This window comes from Arthrobacter sp. B1805 (assembly GCF_002929745.1).
Classification (GTDB): domain Bacteria; phylum Actinomycetota; class Actinomycetes; order Actinomycetales; family Micrococcaceae; genus Arthrobacter_D.
The window spans coordinates 22,158-38,177 of the sequence record NZ_PJIQ01000003.1; the positions used below are offsets into that span (position 1 = coordinate 22,158).

General features: G+C 65.3%; 13 protein-coding genes. 10 read left to right on the plus strand and 3 right to left on the minus strand.

Annotated elements, in window-relative coordinates; genetic code table 11:
• The first annotated feature begins 93 nt into the window (after positions 1-93).
• Both CXQ96_RS04285 and CXQ96_RS04290 read left to right on the plus strand, forming a co-directional pair.
• Positions 94-945 carry a nuclease-related domain-containing protein gene (locus CXQ96_RS04285; RefSeq protein WP_258058850.1) on the plus strand — a complete coding sequence of 284 codons (852 nt, stop codon included), beginning with the start codon at positions 94-96 and terminating at the stop codon, positions 943-945.
• A 28-nt stretch (positions 946-973) separates the two neighbouring features.
• Positions 974-2,176 carry a nuclease-related domain-containing protein gene (locus CXQ96_RS04290; RefSeq protein ID WP_104116814.1) on the plus strand — a complete coding sequence of 401 codons (1,203 nt, stop codon included), beginning with the start codon at positions 974-976 and terminating at the stop codon, positions 2,174-2,176.
• Between the two features lie 10 nt (positions 2,177-2,186).
• On the opposite strand, the gene CXQ96_RS04295 is transcribed toward CXQ96_RS04290, so the two are convergent.
• On the minus strand, positions 2,187-3,596 hold the full coding sequence (locus CXQ96_RS04295; protein ID WP_104116815.1) for an amidase: 1,410 nt from the start codon (positions 3,594-3,596) through the stop codon (positions 2,187-2,189).
• On the minus strand, positions 3,593-4,828 hold the full coding sequence (locus CXQ96_RS04300; protein WP_104116816.1) for an amidohydrolase: 1,236 nt from the start codon (positions 4,826-4,828) through the stop codon (positions 3,593-3,595). Before CXQ96_RS04300 ends, CXQ96_RS04295 begins: the two co-directional genes overlap by 4 nt.
• 199 nt (positions 4,829-5,027) lie before the next feature.
• Here CXQ96_RS04300 and CXQ96_RS04305 point away from each other — a divergent pair, with 199 nt between their 5' ends.
• The 3 genes from CXQ96_RS04305 to CXQ96_RS04315 all read left to right on the plus strand — a co-directional run bounded on the left by CXQ96_RS04305 (position 5,028) and on the right by CXQ96_RS04315 (position 8,547).
• Entirely contained in the window at positions 5,028-5,651 is a 624-nt protein-coding gene (locus CXQ96_RS04305; protein ID WP_104116817.1) for an FMN reductase, read from the plus strand.
• A gap of 114 nt (positions 5,652-5,765) precedes the next feature.
• A complete protein-coding gene (locus tag CXQ96_RS04310; RefSeq protein ID WP_104116818.1) occupies positions 5,766-6,851 on the plus strand; it encodes a CE1758 family FMN-dependent luciferase-like monooxygenase in 1,086 nt (361 codons plus the stop codon).
• A gap of 115 nt (positions 6,852-6,966) precedes the next feature.
• Positions 6,967-8,547 carry an alpha-amylase family glycosyl hydrolase gene (locus CXQ96_RS04315; RefSeq protein WP_104116819.1) on the plus strand — a complete coding sequence of 527 codons (1,581 nt, stop codon included), beginning with the start codon at positions 6,967-6,969 and terminating at the stop codon, positions 8,545-8,547.
• A 26-nt stretch (positions 8,548-8,573) separates the two neighbouring features.
• On the opposite strand, the gene CXQ96_RS04320 is transcribed toward CXQ96_RS04315, so the two are convergent.
• Positions 8,574-9,314 (minus strand): alpha/beta fold hydrolase, encoded by a 741-nt coding sequence (locus CXQ96_RS04320; RefSeq protein ID WP_104116820.1) that lies wholly within the window; start codon positions 9,312-9,314, stop codon positions 8,574-8,576.
• 73 nt (positions 9,315-9,387) lie between these two features.
• Between CXQ96_RS04320 and CXQ96_RS04325 the strand changes: the two genes are divergently transcribed.
• From CXQ96_RS04325 to CXQ96_RS04345, 5 genes are all read left to right on the plus strand, one after another.
• Entirely contained in the window at positions 9,388-10,086 is a 699-nt protein-coding gene (locus CXQ96_RS04325; protein WP_104116821.1) for a YafY family protein, read from the plus strand.
• A gap of 35 nt (positions 10,087-10,121) precedes the next feature.
• Positions 10,122-11,165, plus strand: a complete 1,044-nt coding sequence (locus tag CXQ96_RS04330) for a nitronate monooxygenase (protein ID WP_219816099.1) — start codon at positions 10,122-10,124, stop codon at positions 11,163-11,165.
• Between the two features lie 780 nt (positions 11,166-11,945).
• Positions 11,946-13,736, plus strand: coding sequence for a DUF262 domain-containing protein (locus CXQ96_RS04335; RefSeq protein ID WP_104116822.1), 1,791 nt, complete (start codon positions 11,946-11,948; stop codon positions 13,734-13,736).
• Between the two features lie 337 nt (positions 13,737-14,073).
• A complete protein-coding gene (locus tag CXQ96_RS04340; protein ID WP_146070807.1) occupies positions 14,074-14,751 on the plus strand; it encodes a hypothetical protein in 678 nt (225 codons plus the stop codon).
• Positions 14,752-14,883: 132 nt separating this feature from the next.
• On the plus strand, positions 14,884-16,011 hold the full coding sequence (locus CXQ96_RS04345; RefSeq protein WP_181036349.1) for a hypothetical protein: 1,128 nt from the start codon (positions 14,884-14,886) through the stop codon (positions 16,009-16,011).
• Positions 16,012-16,020 lie beyond the last annotated feature (9 nt).

Genomic DNA, 16,020 nt, shown 5'->3' on the forward strand with positions numbered 1-16,020 from the left:
CTCTTCGCCGCGGGGCGCCCGGTAGATTCGTCCTATCCGAGCGAGCCTCGCCCGGTCTCATGCTCGGGGGAATCGCATGGCTTGGGGGACATTGTGACTGCTGACGTACCACTCGACGACATCGGCCTGCCGGAAGAGTCCGACTGGTCCAACCCGCCCGACGCGCTGCAACCGGGCCGGCTCGCGCACCGGCTCCCAGGGCAGTCCGTCATGGAGGAACTGCTCGAGGTCATCGGCACCAGGGATCAGCGCGGACTGCTGGCCAGGATTCTTGGAGTGCATCCCCTGCAGGCCGAAAGCCGTCCCTGGTACTCGGGAGCGCTCGGCGAGCGGGCTGTCGGGCGGACCCTTGCGGCACTGGGTCCCGAGTGGACCGTCCTGCACGCGGTTCCGGTAGGCGAGAAGTCGTCCGACATCGACCACGTCGTGATCGGACCAACGGGCATCTTCACGATCAACGCGAAGCATCATCCCGGCCAGAAGGTGTGGACCGCCAAAGGCACCTTCATGGTTGCAGGCACCCGCTACCCCTACGTCCGCAATGCCGAGCACGAGGCGGCACGAGCCGGCAAGCTCCTCTCATCGGCGGTCGGGCAGAACGTTGCGGCTCGGGCGGCGATCGTCGTCGTCGGCGCGCAGCAGGTCACGGTCAAGGAAAAGCACCGGTCGGTATCGGTACTGACCCGGAACCAGCTCCTGCGCTGGCTCACCCGGAAGCCGGTCGTGTTGTCGGCCGATCAGGTTGTGGTGCTAGCGGCGGCCGCAGCCGAGCCCGCGACCTGGCGCCAAACGCCGTCGGTGCTTCAGGAACCTGCCGCCGTGGTGCAGGCGTTCGAGAATCTGCACCGGCGGGTGGAACAGGCACGACGACGGCGCCTCTGCTGGGTCCTTGCGATACCTGCCGCCCTGCTCGCCTCGGCCGCGGGCATCCTCCCGCCGTTCTGACCGACCCTCCCGCTGAAAGCCGGTTACCGTGCTGCATTTCCCTTCCACGAACACTGCTGCCCACACGGCGGCCCCCACTGACGTCGCGCGTCTGCATCAACTCCTGGGCGACCACGTGTGGGCATTCAGCAACTGCAGGGTGGACTCGCCGGGTACGCCGGTTGCGGAGGTCGACTGGCTCTTTTACAACTCGGACAAGGGCACCTTCATCCTCAGTGAGTGGAAGCGTTACAACGGCCAGGTGCGCGAGGTGAAGGACACCGGCAGGCCGTGGGTACTCGTCGGCGGCAAGGAGGTGCCCAACCCGATAGAGCAGGTCGCGCGACAGCTCGACGCTGTTCGTCGTGTCCTCCGTCAGAGCGTTGCGCCACAGCACTTCGCTACGGCGAACCAGGACTCCATCAACGTCTATCAAAGTGTCTACTGCCCGCAGATCAACGAGAAGACCCAGCACGAGCGCCTTCGGTACGGCGTCGTGCACGCGACTCTCGAGGAGCTCGTGCGGACGGTCGAGCGGCGAGCCACCACTGCTCCCCTGCTGGTCGGCGAGACGGAGCGGGTCCACCTCGCTGTCGCCCTGGCCGACGTGTTCCGGTGCTCGGTCAGTTCCGCGGTTCGCCGGAAGCTCGCTCCCCCGGTTTCCGCGCCGGCGCAGCCGATGACGCATCCGACAACGCGGATCGCTGCCATTCATCGGGAGCTGGCTGCGCTCCACCTCGAACTGGCGGCGCTTGCTGAGGCCGGGCCACTGGTCCCATCCCTTCCTGCACCGGCTGCCCCTGGCCCGGACGCTACTTCTGCATCCGCAACTCCTCCTGCAAACCAGCTGCCGGTGGCACCAGCTCCGGCGAAAGCACCGCCCGTCCTGCAGGCAACGAACGAAAAGGCGAACGCGCCCACCGCCACTGCAGGGAAGCAGGCGCCGCCCGTCCACGAGCACCTGCGGCGGCACGTCGAGAAGCACGTCCCGCCCGCTGGCGCAGAACCGGACCACATCCGCGCAGCCTTCCTGTCGGCATTACAGGACGGGCAGCTGCGGAAGAGCGGCGTCCACGTGGGACAGTTCGGCGGCTTCGTCGGGCAGCGCCTGGACGGGAACCGAAACCTCGCCAGCCTGGCGTTGGGGAGCCTCGTGAAGTGGTGCCTGGCGCAGGCGTCAGCTGCCGGAGTCGCTGCGGTAAAAGACACCACAGACCCGTCCATCGTCAGATTGAGCCCACTGAAGACGTAGCCGGGCCTGGTTACAGCTCCGGCGCCCGCTTCGCCCAGCCCGTCGCCTGCTCGAACGCGTACGCCACCTGCAGCAATTCGACGTCGCTCCCGTGCGGCATGACCAGCTGCAGCCCGACCGGCAAACCGTCCTCGCTGAAGCCTGCCGGCACCGACACCGCGGGCAACCCGGTCGCCGAGATGAGCGTTGCCGAGCGCATCCAGTCGAGGTACGTCTCGAACTCCACGCCGTTGACCGACGTCGGGTACCGCTCGGACGCGTCGAACGGCAGCACCTGCGCGGTCGGGCTCACGAAGACGTCGTACTTCCCGAAGTAGCGGCGCACACTGGAGTCGAGCCTCGTCCTGGCGACGGCGGCGTCGATCATGTCCTGTGCGGTCAGCGCCAGCCCGTGCTCCACGTTCCAGCGGATCTCCGGTTTGATCGCATCGCCGTGCTTCCTCACCACGTCCCCGAGTCCGAGCACGAAGTCGAAGGCGCGCGTGGTCCCGAACACCTGGTCCGCGCCGCGCAGGTCCGGGGCCGCTTCCTCCACGATGGCGCCGAGGTCCGTGAAGAGCTGCAGCTGCCCCTCGAGGACCCGCACCACTTCCCGGTCCACCGGCACGCCCAGCCCGAAGTCGGCAGACCAGCCGATCCGCAGACCGGCCAGGTCCAGCTGGAGCGACGCCTTGAAGGACCGCGTCACCGGGTAGGCGTACGGCACCGCGGGATCGGCCCCGGCGATCGCCGTCATGCCCAGCGCGATGTCCTCGACGTCGCGCGCCATCAGCCCATTGCGGTTCAGCCAGGCCCAGGCGTTGCGCGTCGGCACCGTCGGCACCACGCCGATGGACGGCCGGTAGCCCACGATGTTGCAGAACGACGCCGGGTTGCGGAGCGAGCCGCCCATGTCGCTGCCGTCGCCCAGCGGCTGGATGCGGGCAGCGATCGACGCCGCTACTCCCCCGCTGCTTCCGCCCGCGCTCCTGCTGGTGTCGTACGGGTTGACGGTCGTGCCGAACAGCTCGTTGAAGGTGTGAGCGCCGGCGGCGAACTCCGGCACGTTCGTCTTGCCCGTCGTCACCACCCCGGCCTGCTTGAGCCGGCCGATGATGAGGTCGTCGAACGTGGGCACGAAGTCCCGGAACACGGGTGAGCCCTGCGTGGTGCGAAGCCCCTTCGTGTTGTGCGTGTCCTTGTGCGTCATCGGCAGTCCGTGCAGCGGCGGGAGGTTCCCACCGGACATCGTCAGCTCGTCCGCCGCCTCGGCGAGCGCCGTCGCGCCCTCCCGGTCCTCGGTGACGACGGCGTTGATCGTGCCGTTGACGGCGTCGATGCGATCGAAGTGCGCCTCGAGTGCCTCCCGCGCCGACACTTCCCGACGACGGATCACCCCGGTCAGCTCGACGGCGGACAGCTCGTGCAGGGCCCCACTCACGCGGCGGTTCCAACCTTCGACAGCAGCGCCGTCATCGCCGCCCGGACGCCGGTGGTGAGTGTGGGCTCGATAGCCGGTGCGAAGAACGGCGAGTGGTTGCCCGGAGGCGCGGTCTCGCCGTCGACCAGTTCCTGCGGGTGCCCACCGAAGAACCAGTACACGCTCGGTACGCCGATCGCGTCTGCGAGCAGGCCGAAGTCCTCGCTGCCCATCACGGGTGGGGACTCGACGACGGCATCCTCGCCCAGCACCTCGCCGAGCACGGCCATCAGGTCCTCCGTGGAGGCGGGGTCGTTGTAGCACTGGGGGAAGCTGCTGATCTCCTCGATCTCGGGCTCGGGCGCACCCGACGCAGCGGCCTCCGCGCTGATGATCCGCCGCAACGAGCCGAGGACCCGCTCGCGCACGTCGACGTCGAACGTCCGCACGTTGACGGTGAACTCCGCCGATGCCGGGATGATGTTCTCCTTCAGGCCGCCGTGGAACGTCCCGATCGTGACGACCGCCGACTTCATGGGGTGCACCTCGCGCGAGACGATCGTCTGGATGCGTACCACCATGTGGGCGCCGAGCACGATCGGGTCGATCGACTGCTCGGGCTGCGAACCGTGCGCCTGCTTGCCGTGCACCGTGACGCGCCAGGAGTCCGCCATCGCCATGGCCGTGCCCTTGCTGATGTTCACCGTGCCGGTGAGTCCTGGCCACACGTGCTGCCCGTAGATGATCGACGGCATGGGCGCCTTGTCCCACAGTCCGTCCTCCACCATGGCCTCGGCTCCCTCGCCGGTCTCCTCGCCGGGCTGGAAGATGAACACAACCGTCCCGGCCCACGCGTCGAGGTTCTCGGTCAACAGTTGCGCGGCGGTCAGGCCCACGGTGACGTGCGTGTCGTGCCCGCAGCCGTGCATCACCGGGACCTCCGTCCCGTCGGCGAGTGCGCCCGTCGTCGTGCTCGCGTAGTCCAGCCCGGTGTCCTCCGCGATGGGCAGGCCGTCGGTGTCCGCGCGGTAGCCCACCACCGGTCCATCGCCGTTCCGCAGGATCCCGACGACGCCGGTCCCGCCGCACAGGAACGTCTCGAGCCCCAGGTGGTTGAGCTTGTCGAGGATGAATGCGGCGGTGTGGGTCTCCTGCATGGAGAGCTCGGGGTGCGCGTGCAGGTGCCGGTACAGCTCGTGCATCGCGGTGGTGGAGGCGTCGGAGAGGTCGAAGACGGCGGTGTCGATGGTCATGGGTGTCCTTTTCCTAGGCCTCAGTATCGGAGCTTAGTTGACGGGGGCGTCGGGAGTCCGGACCGCGAGGAGACGTAGCAATCGGTTGAACACCGCGGTGATCGGAGCGACGACGCCGGTGGCCGGCAAGGGAATGTATTCGACGGCGCTCGGGTTGAGTAGGATATATGCAAATGCATGAAGTCGAAGGAGTACCGCAATGAAGATCACCGTCGTCAGCGCCGGACTGGGTGTACCGTCCTCCAGCCGGATGCTCGCGGATCAGCTCTCGACAGCCGTCCGTGAGGAGCTGTCCGCTCTGGGCGAGACAGTCGTCGTCGAGAACGTCGAGGCCCGCGACTACGCCGTCGACATCGCGAACAACCTCGTGGCCGGCTACGCCCCACCCGCCCTGGCCTCGATGCTGCAGGGGATCACAGAATCCGACGCACTCGTGGTGGTGACCCCGGTCTTCTCCGGTTCCTACAGCGGACTGCTCAAGTCGCTCTTCGACGTCATCGACAACACTGCCCTGCAGGGGATGCCCGTCATCCTCGGGGCAACCGGGGGAAGCGCCCGCCACTCGCTCATGCTCGAGCACGCGATGCGCCCGCTGTTCTCCTACCTGCGCGCGCGGGTTGTCCCCACCGCGGTCTACGCTTCTCCGCAGGACTGGGGCGCGGGTAACGACGACGAGCAGCCCCTGGACAAGAGGGTGCGCCGGGCTGCGCGGGAACTGGCCGAAATGGTCGGCGCGACGTCGGCACCACGGGTGCGCGACGAGCCGCTTGCATCCCTGCCCTTCGAAGATCTCCTGGCCAACATCACGAGGTCCAACCGCTGAACGACCCACTCACAGGGCTCGGAGCTGTTGCACAGCAGACGTAGCCACCGGCTCATCGAGCCAGTCAGCCCGACACCGGGCAACCCAGAACCTAACGATCCATAGGGAGAAACCATGGAAATCGGCGTTTTCACCGTCAGTGACATCACGCGAAACCCCGTCACCGGCGCAACACCCACCGAACACGAGCGCATCAAGGCAGCCGTTGCCATCGCCAAGAAGGTCGAAGAGATCGGCATGGATGTCTACGCCACGGGCGAGCACCACAATCCACCCTTCTACGCCAGCTCCCCCACGACGATCCTCGCCTACATCGCCGCCCAGACGGAGCGCATCAAGCTCTCGACGTCCACCACGCTGATCACCACGAATGATCCGGTGAAGATCGCCGAGGACTTCGCCACGCTGCAGCACCTCGCCGACGGCAGGGTCGATCTGATCCTCGGGCGCGGCAACACCAGCCCGGTGTACCCGTGGTTCGGCAAGAACCAGCAGGACAGCGTCGAGCTGACCATCGAGAACTACAACCTGCTGCGTCAGCTCTGGGACAACGACGTCGTCAACTGGCAGGGCAAGTTCCGCACCCCGCTGCGCAACTTCACCTCCACCCCGCGCCCGCTCGACGGCGTCGCCCCGTTCGTATGGCACGGCTCCATCCGCACGCCCCAGGTCGCCGAGATCGCCGCCTACTTCGGTGACGGATTCTTCGCGAACAACATCTTCTGGCCCAAGGAGCACTACCAGCAGCTCATCGGCCTCTACCGCGAACGCTATGCCCACTACGGCCACGGCTCGGCGGACCAGGCGATCGTCGGTCTGGGCGGCCAGTTCTTCATGGCGAAGAAGTCGCAGGATGCCATCAACGAATTCCGCCCGTTCTTCGACAATGCACCCGTGTACGGTCACGGACCGCGGATGGAGGACTTCATGGCCCAGACGCCGCTGACCGTGGGCAGCCCGCAGGAGGTCATCGAGAAGACGCTCTCCTTCCAGGAGTTCTTCGGCGACTACCAGCGCCAGCTGTTCCTGATCGATCACGCGGGCCTGCCGCTGAAGACCGTGCTGAACCAACTGGACCTCTTCGGCGAACTGGTGCTGCCCGAGCTGCGCGCCGAGTTCGCCAAGCGCCGCCCGGCTCACGTTCCTGACAAGCCGGTGCACACCACGCGCAAGCCCAGCCCGGTGCCCGCCTCGGTCTGACATCTGGAGACCGAGCGCGGGGGATCGGGATCCCCGTGCCGACGTTCTAGGCTGGATCCATGCGAGCCCAGCACTGTCCTCGGCACACGCCGGCTTCTGCGGTCGGTGCCGCCGCATGAGCCGCCACGCGAGTGAGGAGCGTCGATGGTGGCAGGACGCCGTCATCTACCAGGTCTACCCGCGCTCCTTCGCGGACGGAGACGGTGACGGTGTCGGTGACCTCGCCGGGCTGCTGGCCCGCCTGCCGTACATCGCGTCCCTCGGCGTCGACGGCATCTGGATCACGCCGTTCCAGCCGTCGCCGCAGGTGGACCAGGGCTACGACGTGAGCGACTACTGCGGCGTCGATCCGCTCTTCGGCACCATGCAGCAGTTCGACGACCTGCTGGCGGCCGCGCACGCCTTGGGGCTGCGGATCCTCCTCGACGTCGTCCCGAACCACTGCTCGTCCGAGCACCCCCTCTTCCGAGCCGCCGTCGCGGCCGGTCCCGGTTCCCCCGAGCGGAAGATGTTCCACTTCGAGGACTGGCCCGACCGCGACACCCCGCCGAACAACTGGCAGAGCGTCTTCGGCGGCCGCGCGTGGAGCCGGGTGGACCCGTCCTCCGAGACGGACACGCAGTGGTACCTGCACCTCTTCTCGCCCGAGCAACCGGACTGGAACTGGCGGAACCCCGCGGTGGGCGACTACTTCGAGGGCGTGCTCCGCTTCTGGTTCGACAAGGGCGTGGACGGGCTGCGCGTCGACGTAGCGCACTCGCTGGTCAAGGCGGAGGGACTGCCCGACGCCGCCAGCACCACCACCGTGACGGACGGTCTGCGCTCCAACGCGCAGGTGTCCGACCAGGAGGAGGTGCACGAGGTGTACCGACGGTGGCGCCGCGTCGCCGCCTCCTACTCCCCCGAGCGCGTGCTCGTCGGCGAGGTCAACCTCGAACCGGCACGCGCCGCCCGCTACACGCGGCACGACGAGCTGCACCAGGCGTTCGCCTACGCGTTCGTGAAGCTGGGGTGGGACGCCGTCGGCACCGAGCTCGAGGCGGGCCGGCGGGAACACGGCGCGTCCCCGACCTGGGCACTCGAGAACCACGACGTCGTCCGCTCGGCTACGCGCTTCGGCGGCGGCGAGCGCGGAGCCCTGCGAGCGCGCGCCGGCCTGCTCGCCATCCTCGGTCTGCCCGGCGGCGCCTACATCTACCAGGGCCAGGAGCTCACCCTGCCCGAGGTCGACGTCCCGCTCGAGGCCCGGGTGGATCCCATGTGGACGCGCGGCGGAGTGTCCCGCGACGGGGCGCGCGTACCGCTGCCATGGACCGTCGCACCGGACAACGCGTTCGGCTTCTCGCCCAGCGGCGCGGCAGCACCCTGGCTGCCGGCTCCGGCGGAGTGGGGCTCGCGGTCCGTCGAGGCGCACCAGCACGACGGCGGCTCCACCCTGCACCTCGTCATCGCGGCGCTCCAACTGCGGAAGCAGCTCTTCGAGAAGGAAGTCCTCCTGTCCGACGACGGCGGCACGTGGCGGGTCGAGGACGGCGGGCTGCTCGTGTGCGAGCGCAACGACCAGTTCCTCGTGGCGGTCGCCATGGGTGATGCACCGGTGCGCCTTCCGGCCGGCGACGTCGTCCTGTCGTCGTCGCCCCTCTCCGCGGAGGGACTGCTGCCGCCCGACGCCGCGGCCTGGGTGCTGCGGGGCTAGGTCCTCCGAACGACGGGCGATCCCCGTCAGCTCGTTCGAGATGCCGCTGACTGGATGGCCTCAGCGAGGTCGCGGGGGCGGCTCCACATGGGCCAGTGCCCGGTCGGGAGGTCGACGACGTCGAGGTGCTCGAGGTGGGCCACTTCGGCGAACATGGGATGGCCTGCGCGGGTCAGCTCCAGTACCTGCGCGCTCGGGATCGAGCAGCACACCAGGGTGGTCGTCACCGTGCGGCGGGCATCGTTCGAGAGCTCGACGGGCTGACGCAGCACAGGTCCGGGCTGCGGGACGGCACGGGCCCGGAAACGCTCCAGGACCTCTGCGCTCAGGCCCTCGAGACTCGCCTGCTGTGCGAGGACGTCGAAAGACGGCAGCGGAAGCTCCTCCAGCTCCGCCGGAAGGTCTGCGGCGAAGGCGGTCCCCGTCGCCATCGGGCCGGAGTCGACCCACACCACGCGGGAAACAAGCTCGGGGTGCCGGTCGAGGACGAGGCTGACGGGGGCATTCGCACCACTGTGGGCAACGAGAGTTGCGGGCTGATGCTCGGAGACTTCGGCTCGGGACATGACGGTCTGGATTGCTGCGGCTTGATCGTCGAGAGTCTTCGACGCACGCTCGGGATCGTCCTGGGCGAGACCGGGCAGTGTCATCGCGATGGCACGCGAGTGCCCGTCCGGCAGGTGTTCGAGTACTTCATCCCACGCCCAGGCACCCAGCCAGTGGCCGGCGATGAGAATGATGATCGGACTGCTTGTCGTGGTTGTCATGGAACTACCGTTGCAAGCGCTATGGACAAGGGCATGTCACCATTTGTGTCATGAATTCCTTCAGCTGCGAACCGTGAAGCGCGTTGAACGGCTCCACGCCCTCTCCGAGATGCTTCGCCGCAGAGGCACCCGGGGAGTTCCCGCCGAGCGGCTGGCGAGTGAGCTCGGCGTATCCGTGCGAACGATCAAGAGGGACCTCACCGCGCTGGAGAACAGCGGCGCGCCCGTCTGGTCCCGTCCAGGTCCGGGCGGGGGCTATGGATTGGCTGCGGGAGCGTCCCTACCGCCGGTCAGCCTGTCCCCAGCGCAGGCGGTGGCGCTCCTGGCGGCCGTGTCCGCTGCACCCGACGCCCCCTACGCCGATTCGGCAGCAACCGCTGTGCAGAAGATCCTGGACGTCCTCGACCCCAGGACCCGGGCACGAGCCGAGGAGCTCGCCGGCCGCGTCTGGGTCACAGCGCCTCCCTCCCCTTCACGCGCCATCAGGTCAGCACTGGAGGAGGCGATGGCCGAGCAGCGGGTGGTGCGCATCCGCTACCTGTCGGCGGACGGGACCGTCACCACCCGTGACGTCGAACCCGTGCTGTTCGCCTCAAGGAACGGCCAGTGGTACCTGATCGGGTGGTGCCTGCTGCGCGACGCGATGCGATGGTTCACCGTGTCGCGCATCGAGCGGGCCACCGTCACCTCGACGGCCTGCAGCGGACATACCATTCAGGAGATCGGAGAACCCCCAGCGGACGCCAGGCCGGTGCACAACCGGGGCAGATAAGTCACTTGCCCAGGAGGAGAGGAAGTATTCGCGTGGTGTCATCGAACTCGGTGTCCCTGCCCTTCGAGCTGGAGCGGCCGATCGTCGGCGCGCCCATGGCCGGAGGTCCCTCCACCCCCGAACTCGTCGCTGCTGTGAGCACTGCGGGCGGCCTGGGGTTCCTTGCCGGCGGGTACAAGAGCCCGCAACAGCTCGCGGACCAGATCACCGCCACCAGGGCTCGCACCCGAGGGCCGATCGGGGTGAACCTCTTCGTCGTCGCCGCCAACGACGTGGACGAGAACGAGCTCGAGACGTACCGGCAGGAACTGCAGCAGTACGCCGACCGGTACGGCGTCGACGTCGGCGAACCGATCTGGGACGACGACGCGTTGCGCGGCAAGCTCGACGTCGTCCGCGACCTGAGGCCCGACGTCGTCTCCTTCACCTTCGACTGCCCCGATGCGGACGTACTGCATGAGCTGAACGCGCTCGGCATCCACACCGCGGTCACGGTCACCACCGCGGACGAGGCACTGACCGCTGCAGACCGCGGGGCGCGGTTCCTCATCGTGCAGGGGCCCGACGCCGGCGGCCACCGGGCCACCTTCGACCCCGCCGCCGAGCCCGGCATCGAGCCGCTCCCCGAAGTGATCGGCGCCATCAGGAACGCCGTCGACCTCCCACTGATCGCAGGAGGCGGCATCAGCACCCGCGACCAGGTCCGCGCGATCCTGGAGACCGGTGCCGCCGCCGTCCAGGTCGGGACCGCCCTGCTGCTCGCGGACGAGGCAGGGACCAACCGTGCCCATCGCTCCGCGCTGCAGGACCCTGCGTTCACCGAAACCAAGGTCACCCGGGCCTTCACCGGCAGACCGGCCCGCGGGCTGCGGAACAGGTTCATGGACCGCCACGACCCCGGCAGCCACGCCTACCCGCAGATCCACTCGATGACCGCGCCGATCCGCGCCGCTGCGGCAGCCAACAACGACCTGCAGGCCCTGCACCTCTGGGCCGGCACGGGTTACCGCGCCACGCGCACCGGACCGGCCGCCGACATCGTCGCCGACCTCGCGCCCTTAGGTGCCAGCGGCCCGTAGCCGATGTTGCCAGCACCGGAATTCGCGAGGGCCAAGCTCCTAGCGGAAATAGGCTTATCTCAGGGCCCCAGTGAGCGCGCTCATCATCCATGGCCCTGAAACGCTAACCGGACGGCTTCCCTCCATCGATGGCCGCCGGGCGGACGTCCATGCAGACCTGGCACGGAGCAGACCCCGTGTTTTCAAAATTAACTTGGGGTGCCGGTGCAGAGCACAAGCCCGGCCACGATGACTACGCAAGCGGGACCGGCACTTAAAACGACTTCAGGGTCGCAATCGAAGCACACCAAAGCAACGAGTGCGATCCGCTTGGATTTGCTCGTGAATGACCGCTCCGTTCAGAGAGGACCCCTCAGGTCATCATCGTTGCCCCTCTGCCAGGCAAGCCGAGCGAGTAGACGCTTCATTGGCCGCCGAACAGCTGCCAGCACTCGAACGCGTAGGGTTTTCATACCCTGCCGACTTGAGCAATGACCAGTTCCTCGTGGCGGTCGCGATGAGCTGGCGCCGATGCGTCTCCCAGACAGCGACGTCGTCGTTTCGTCGTCGCCCCTGACCGGGGAGGGACTGCTTTCGCCGAACGCCGCAACCTGGTGGCATTAGGAGCCAAGTCCTCACGCCGGATGCCGCCCCCGGTCCTTGCCTAGACGGCGCCGTCGCTCGCTCTTTTGAGCACGTGCTGGACAACAGTCGACGTAACGAACTATTCGCTCGGCGGTCACATTGATCAGCGTTCTGCACTAGCCTGGGTTTCTCTATTCTTGAAGCGAAAGTAGGGCTATGAGCCACGTCAGAGGACTAGAAGCTGCTCCCGTTACACTCAGTGAGCGCTTAGGTGACGATGTGCAGCTTTACTGCCCGCTGTTTCAGCGACGCTACGTTTGGGGCAAGAAAGAAATCGATCAGCTCTGGTCTGATATTGATACCGTCATCGATGAGCAGTACACGCGGCGCTTCCTTGGCGCTTTAGTCTTCGACGACGAGCGAGCTCCGACCGCACGAGAAGCAGGTCAGTACTGGGTGATTGACGGCCAGCAACGGCTGACAACCATGGTCCTAACCATCGTCGCTCTTGCGCAACACGCGCAAACCTTCGGTCCGATCGGACTCGAATTGGCGCGGGACCTGTACGGTCAGTACCTGGTGAGCAGGAAACGAGAGACGAAGAATCACCCCAAACTGCGGCCAACGCTCCGGGATACGCGACAGTTCAACAACATACTGCGGGGTGCATTCGAGAATCCCTTCGAGCTGCACCTGGACGTCGAGCGCGAAGCGGGTGAAGACGCCGGTGACATGACGAAAGCCTTCAAAATCATCCTGCGCCATATCGAGCAACGCACCCTCTACAGCGAGGATGGGCTCCCTCTACCACCCAGTGTCTCAGTCGACCGCCTTGAGAAATTGCGTGAAGTTTTGCTGGATCAACTCGAATTTGTCGAGATCAGACTCGGCGAGGCGCACGACCCCAATGAGGTATTTGACCGACTCAATAACGAAGGCGTCCGGTTAGGGATTATTGATCTAGTCAGGAACGAGGTCTTGAAGCGTTTGAAGGATAATGCAAATACTGCCCTCAGGCTGTATTCGGAGCAGTGGAAGCCCTTCGAAGACGCATTCGCGGACAACCCTGCGAAAACAGGTTACTTTTTTCCTTTCGCGTTGACCATTGATTCGACAGTAACGAAGGCTACGACATTCAAGGCGCTAACTAGCCGCTGGAGTGACTTGACCAGCGACGGTGATCTGTCAGGGAAGCAACAACTGCTTGAGATAATGAGTGACCTCCGCCGACATCAGTCTGCCTACAACGCCATCCACTCCGGGCGCCTTGCCGGGCTCGATCTCGAACTACAAGAGTTCGTACGGCGGCTCGTCGATCTCAATAGGCCCGCATCGTGCTATCCGTACATCATGCAGTTGCTGACGGCCACTAGTGCTGGGGAAGTTGATATACCAGATGCGACGAAGTGCCTGAGGATCGTCGAGTCTTTCCTAGTACGCCGAGCATTTCTGGGGATTGAGCCTACCGGTCTGCATGCCATCTTCAAACGTCTATGGCGGGACGCTGGAGCCGATGCACGAGAAGTACGCAAGCAGGTCGTCTCCTCCACAGTTACCTTCCCGAATGACGCAATGTTCGCCCAGGGGATTCGCACCGGGAACCTGTACGGGCGGCGGATCTGCAAATACGTCCTTGCAGAGTACGAACGCTCCTCGACCCGAGGAGACATAATGGTTCGGTTGCCAGACATCACCATCGATCACTTGATGCCACAAGACTACGCGGGTAGCTGGACGGAAGCATTCACGCGCGAGGAACACGACATGTTGGCTAATACCTGGGCGAACCTCGTTCCGCTTTCGCAGCCTGCAAACTCTTCAAAAAACAATCGCGACTGGTCGGCGGTCCGCGACCACCTGAGGGTTGAGACGGTGTTCTCCACGACCAAGCGAGTATATGCGGAGAACGACGACTGGACGCCTGAAGCGCTATATGCCCGCGCCGTGGAACTGGAGGCCTGGGCTCTAGCCCGATGGCCCTACTTCAACGAACTCACCGCAGGTTGATGCCACGTCAAGTCCTGATGCGGCTTGGTTAGCGATCAACAGTCGCCAAATACAACACCGCCGATCCTCCTGGATCCGCAGCCGATCCTGGTGGAAATTGCAACAGATCGGGAGGCGGTATTGAAAAGCCTAGTAGTCCAGGCGGCATGTCTGTCCCTGACGGCGGTAGGTCAGGAGATTCGGACAGTCCTCCTAGTGAGTATCCCTCATGCTCATCCCTGAGCCCAGAACGTGGAAGCAATAGTTCTAGTGGTGCTCGCCGTATGTATTGACTTGAGTGCGTGCCGACTGCACTGTGGAGCATGATCGAATCTGTGATCAAGGTCGCTGAATCAACATGAACTTGCTGGATGGAGTCCTAGGTGCCTTCATAGGGGGGGTAGCAGCGCTTTTAGTTGCCTGGCTAGGCGCTAGGCACCAACGTGAAGCAATTCGAGAAGAACGAAGGTATAAGGCGGGCGAGGAGTTGGATCTGTTGCGCGGGCCACTTCTTGTTGCGGCGGATAATCTGAGTCACCGAATAAAGAATATACAGAAGGAAGGATTTTCTGACTACCTCCACGGCGCAGATGGATATCGCAAGGAGATAGCACGACTCGGCACCTTATACCGGTTCGCCAACTACTGGGCAGTCCAGGAGTTGCTATATCGACGGGCAAACCTGCTGCGCTTCGAACAAGATCTGGAGACCAGAAGTGCGAGCTTCCGCGTTAACGACATCGTTCGAAGGCTAGCAACCGATCGGCACGAAGGTCTCGCGGCAATAGTTTGGAAAGATGAGCAGCGCGCCGTCGGCGAACTGATGATTAAAGGAGGGGCAAGCACGAGTGAGAGCAATATATTAACATTCGTTGAGTTCATTGATCTGTACGACGATAGATTCTCATATTGGATGAAGCACCTCTCTGGCGCTATTGATCAACCGGATATCATCCATAGCAAGCGGTTCAAGGATGTATCCGAGTTACTTGATGTGCTTGTTGCCGAGCTTCGGGATGGCCGGCTCGATCGATAGCGTTGCTCCGCGATAGCATGAACGAGCCTTTCGCAGGCTGTTCACCTCCGGGTTCCGCTGAGGCCACCCGCGCGTGACTCGCCCTCGACAGCGTGGAAGCGACACCATCGCTGCCCGACGAGGAGCCCTCCCGTGAAAGCAATCGTCCGCGCCTTTACCCTCCTGCTGTCCGCCGTCCTGGTCACCGGGGCCGCGAAGCCAGCCGTCGAGGACTTCCCTGCCACGATCGACGGCGGCGCCTGGCCCGCCGGCCATGTGCAGGGCATCGCCGTCGACACCGAGAACGAGTTCGTGTACTACTCCTTCACCTCGATGCTCGTGAAGACCGACCTCGACGGAACCGTGCTCGGCACCGTCACGGGCTTCACCGGGCACCTCGGAGACCTCGACTTCAACGAGAAGGACGGCCGCGTCTACGGGTCACTGGAGTACAAGGCGGCCGAGTCCTTCTACATCGCCATCTTCGACGTGGACAAGATCACCGGGATGGACATGGACGCCGAGACGGACGGCATCGTCACCGCCGTCTACCTCGACGAAGTGGTGCAGGACTTCACCGCGGACATGGACGGCAACGGCGTCTTCGACGGCAATATCGCGAACACGCCGGACCACCGGTACGGCAGCAGCGGGATCGACGGCGTCTCCTTCGGGCCGGCCTTCGGCAGAAAGAACGGCAAGCAGCTGCTCACGGTCGCCTACGGTGTCTACTCCAACACCGAGCGTGACGACAACGACCACCAGGTGCTGCTGCAGTACGACATCACGCGCTGGAAGAAGTACGAGCAGCCCCTCACGCAGGCGGCCCCGCACACCAGCGGCCCCGCGACCACTGACGGCAAGTACTTCGTCTACACGGGCAACACCACCTACGGCGTGCAGAACCTCAACTACGACGCCTTCACCCATACGTGGCTGATGGGTGTGTACAGGGGTGTGAAGGAGCAGTTCCCCAACTACTCCCTGTACGCGATCGACGGCTCCTCCCGCCCCACCTGGGGCGTCCTCGAGGGCCAGCCGACCTACGAGGAAGGCCTGCTCCTTCCCCTTCTGCAGCAGGGACTGCGGCACAAGAGCACGGGCATCCGAGGCTGGAACTTCACGGCCGACGTCGGCATGGAATCGCTCGGCAACGGCTACTTCTACATCGCCACGCAGGGGCGGGTCCTCGAGGACGGCGTCACGAAGCAGACCGCCGTACTCGATCTGTACCGCTGGACCGGAGCGGCAGAGTCGCCCTTCGAGCGCGTCGGCCGGTAATCGAGCAAA

Excerpts from the sequence above, each read along its gene's own strand:
- CXQ96_RS04320 (WP_104116820.1), bottom strand. The coding sequence starts at position 9,314 with ATGACAACCACGACAAGCAGTCCGATCATCATTCTCATCGCCGGCCAC.
- CXQ96_RS04305 (WP_104116817.1), top strand. The coding sequence starts at position 5,028 with ATGAAGATCACCGTCGTCAGCGCCGGACTGGGTGTACCGTCCTCCAGC.
- CXQ96_RS04315 (WP_104116819.1), top strand. The coding sequence starts at position 6,967 with ATGAGCCGCCACGCGAGTGAGGAGCGTCGATGGTGGCAGGACGCCGTC.
- CXQ96_RS04340 (WP_146070807.1), top strand. The coding sequence starts at position 14,074 with ATGAACTTGCTGGATGGAGTCCTAGGTGCCTTCATAGGGGGGGTAGCA.
- CXQ96_RS04300 (WP_104116816.1), bottom strand. The coding sequence starts at position 4,828 with ATGACCATCGACACCGCCGTCTTCGACCTCTCCGACGCCTCCACCACC.
- CXQ96_RS04310 (WP_104116818.1), top strand. The coding sequence starts at position 5,766 with ATGGAAATCGGCGTTTTCACCGTCAGTGACATCACGCGAAACCCCGTC.
- CXQ96_RS04335 (WP_104116822.1), top strand. The coding sequence starts at position 11,946 with ATGAGCCACGTCAGAGGACTAGAAGCTGCTCCCGTTACACTCAGTGAG.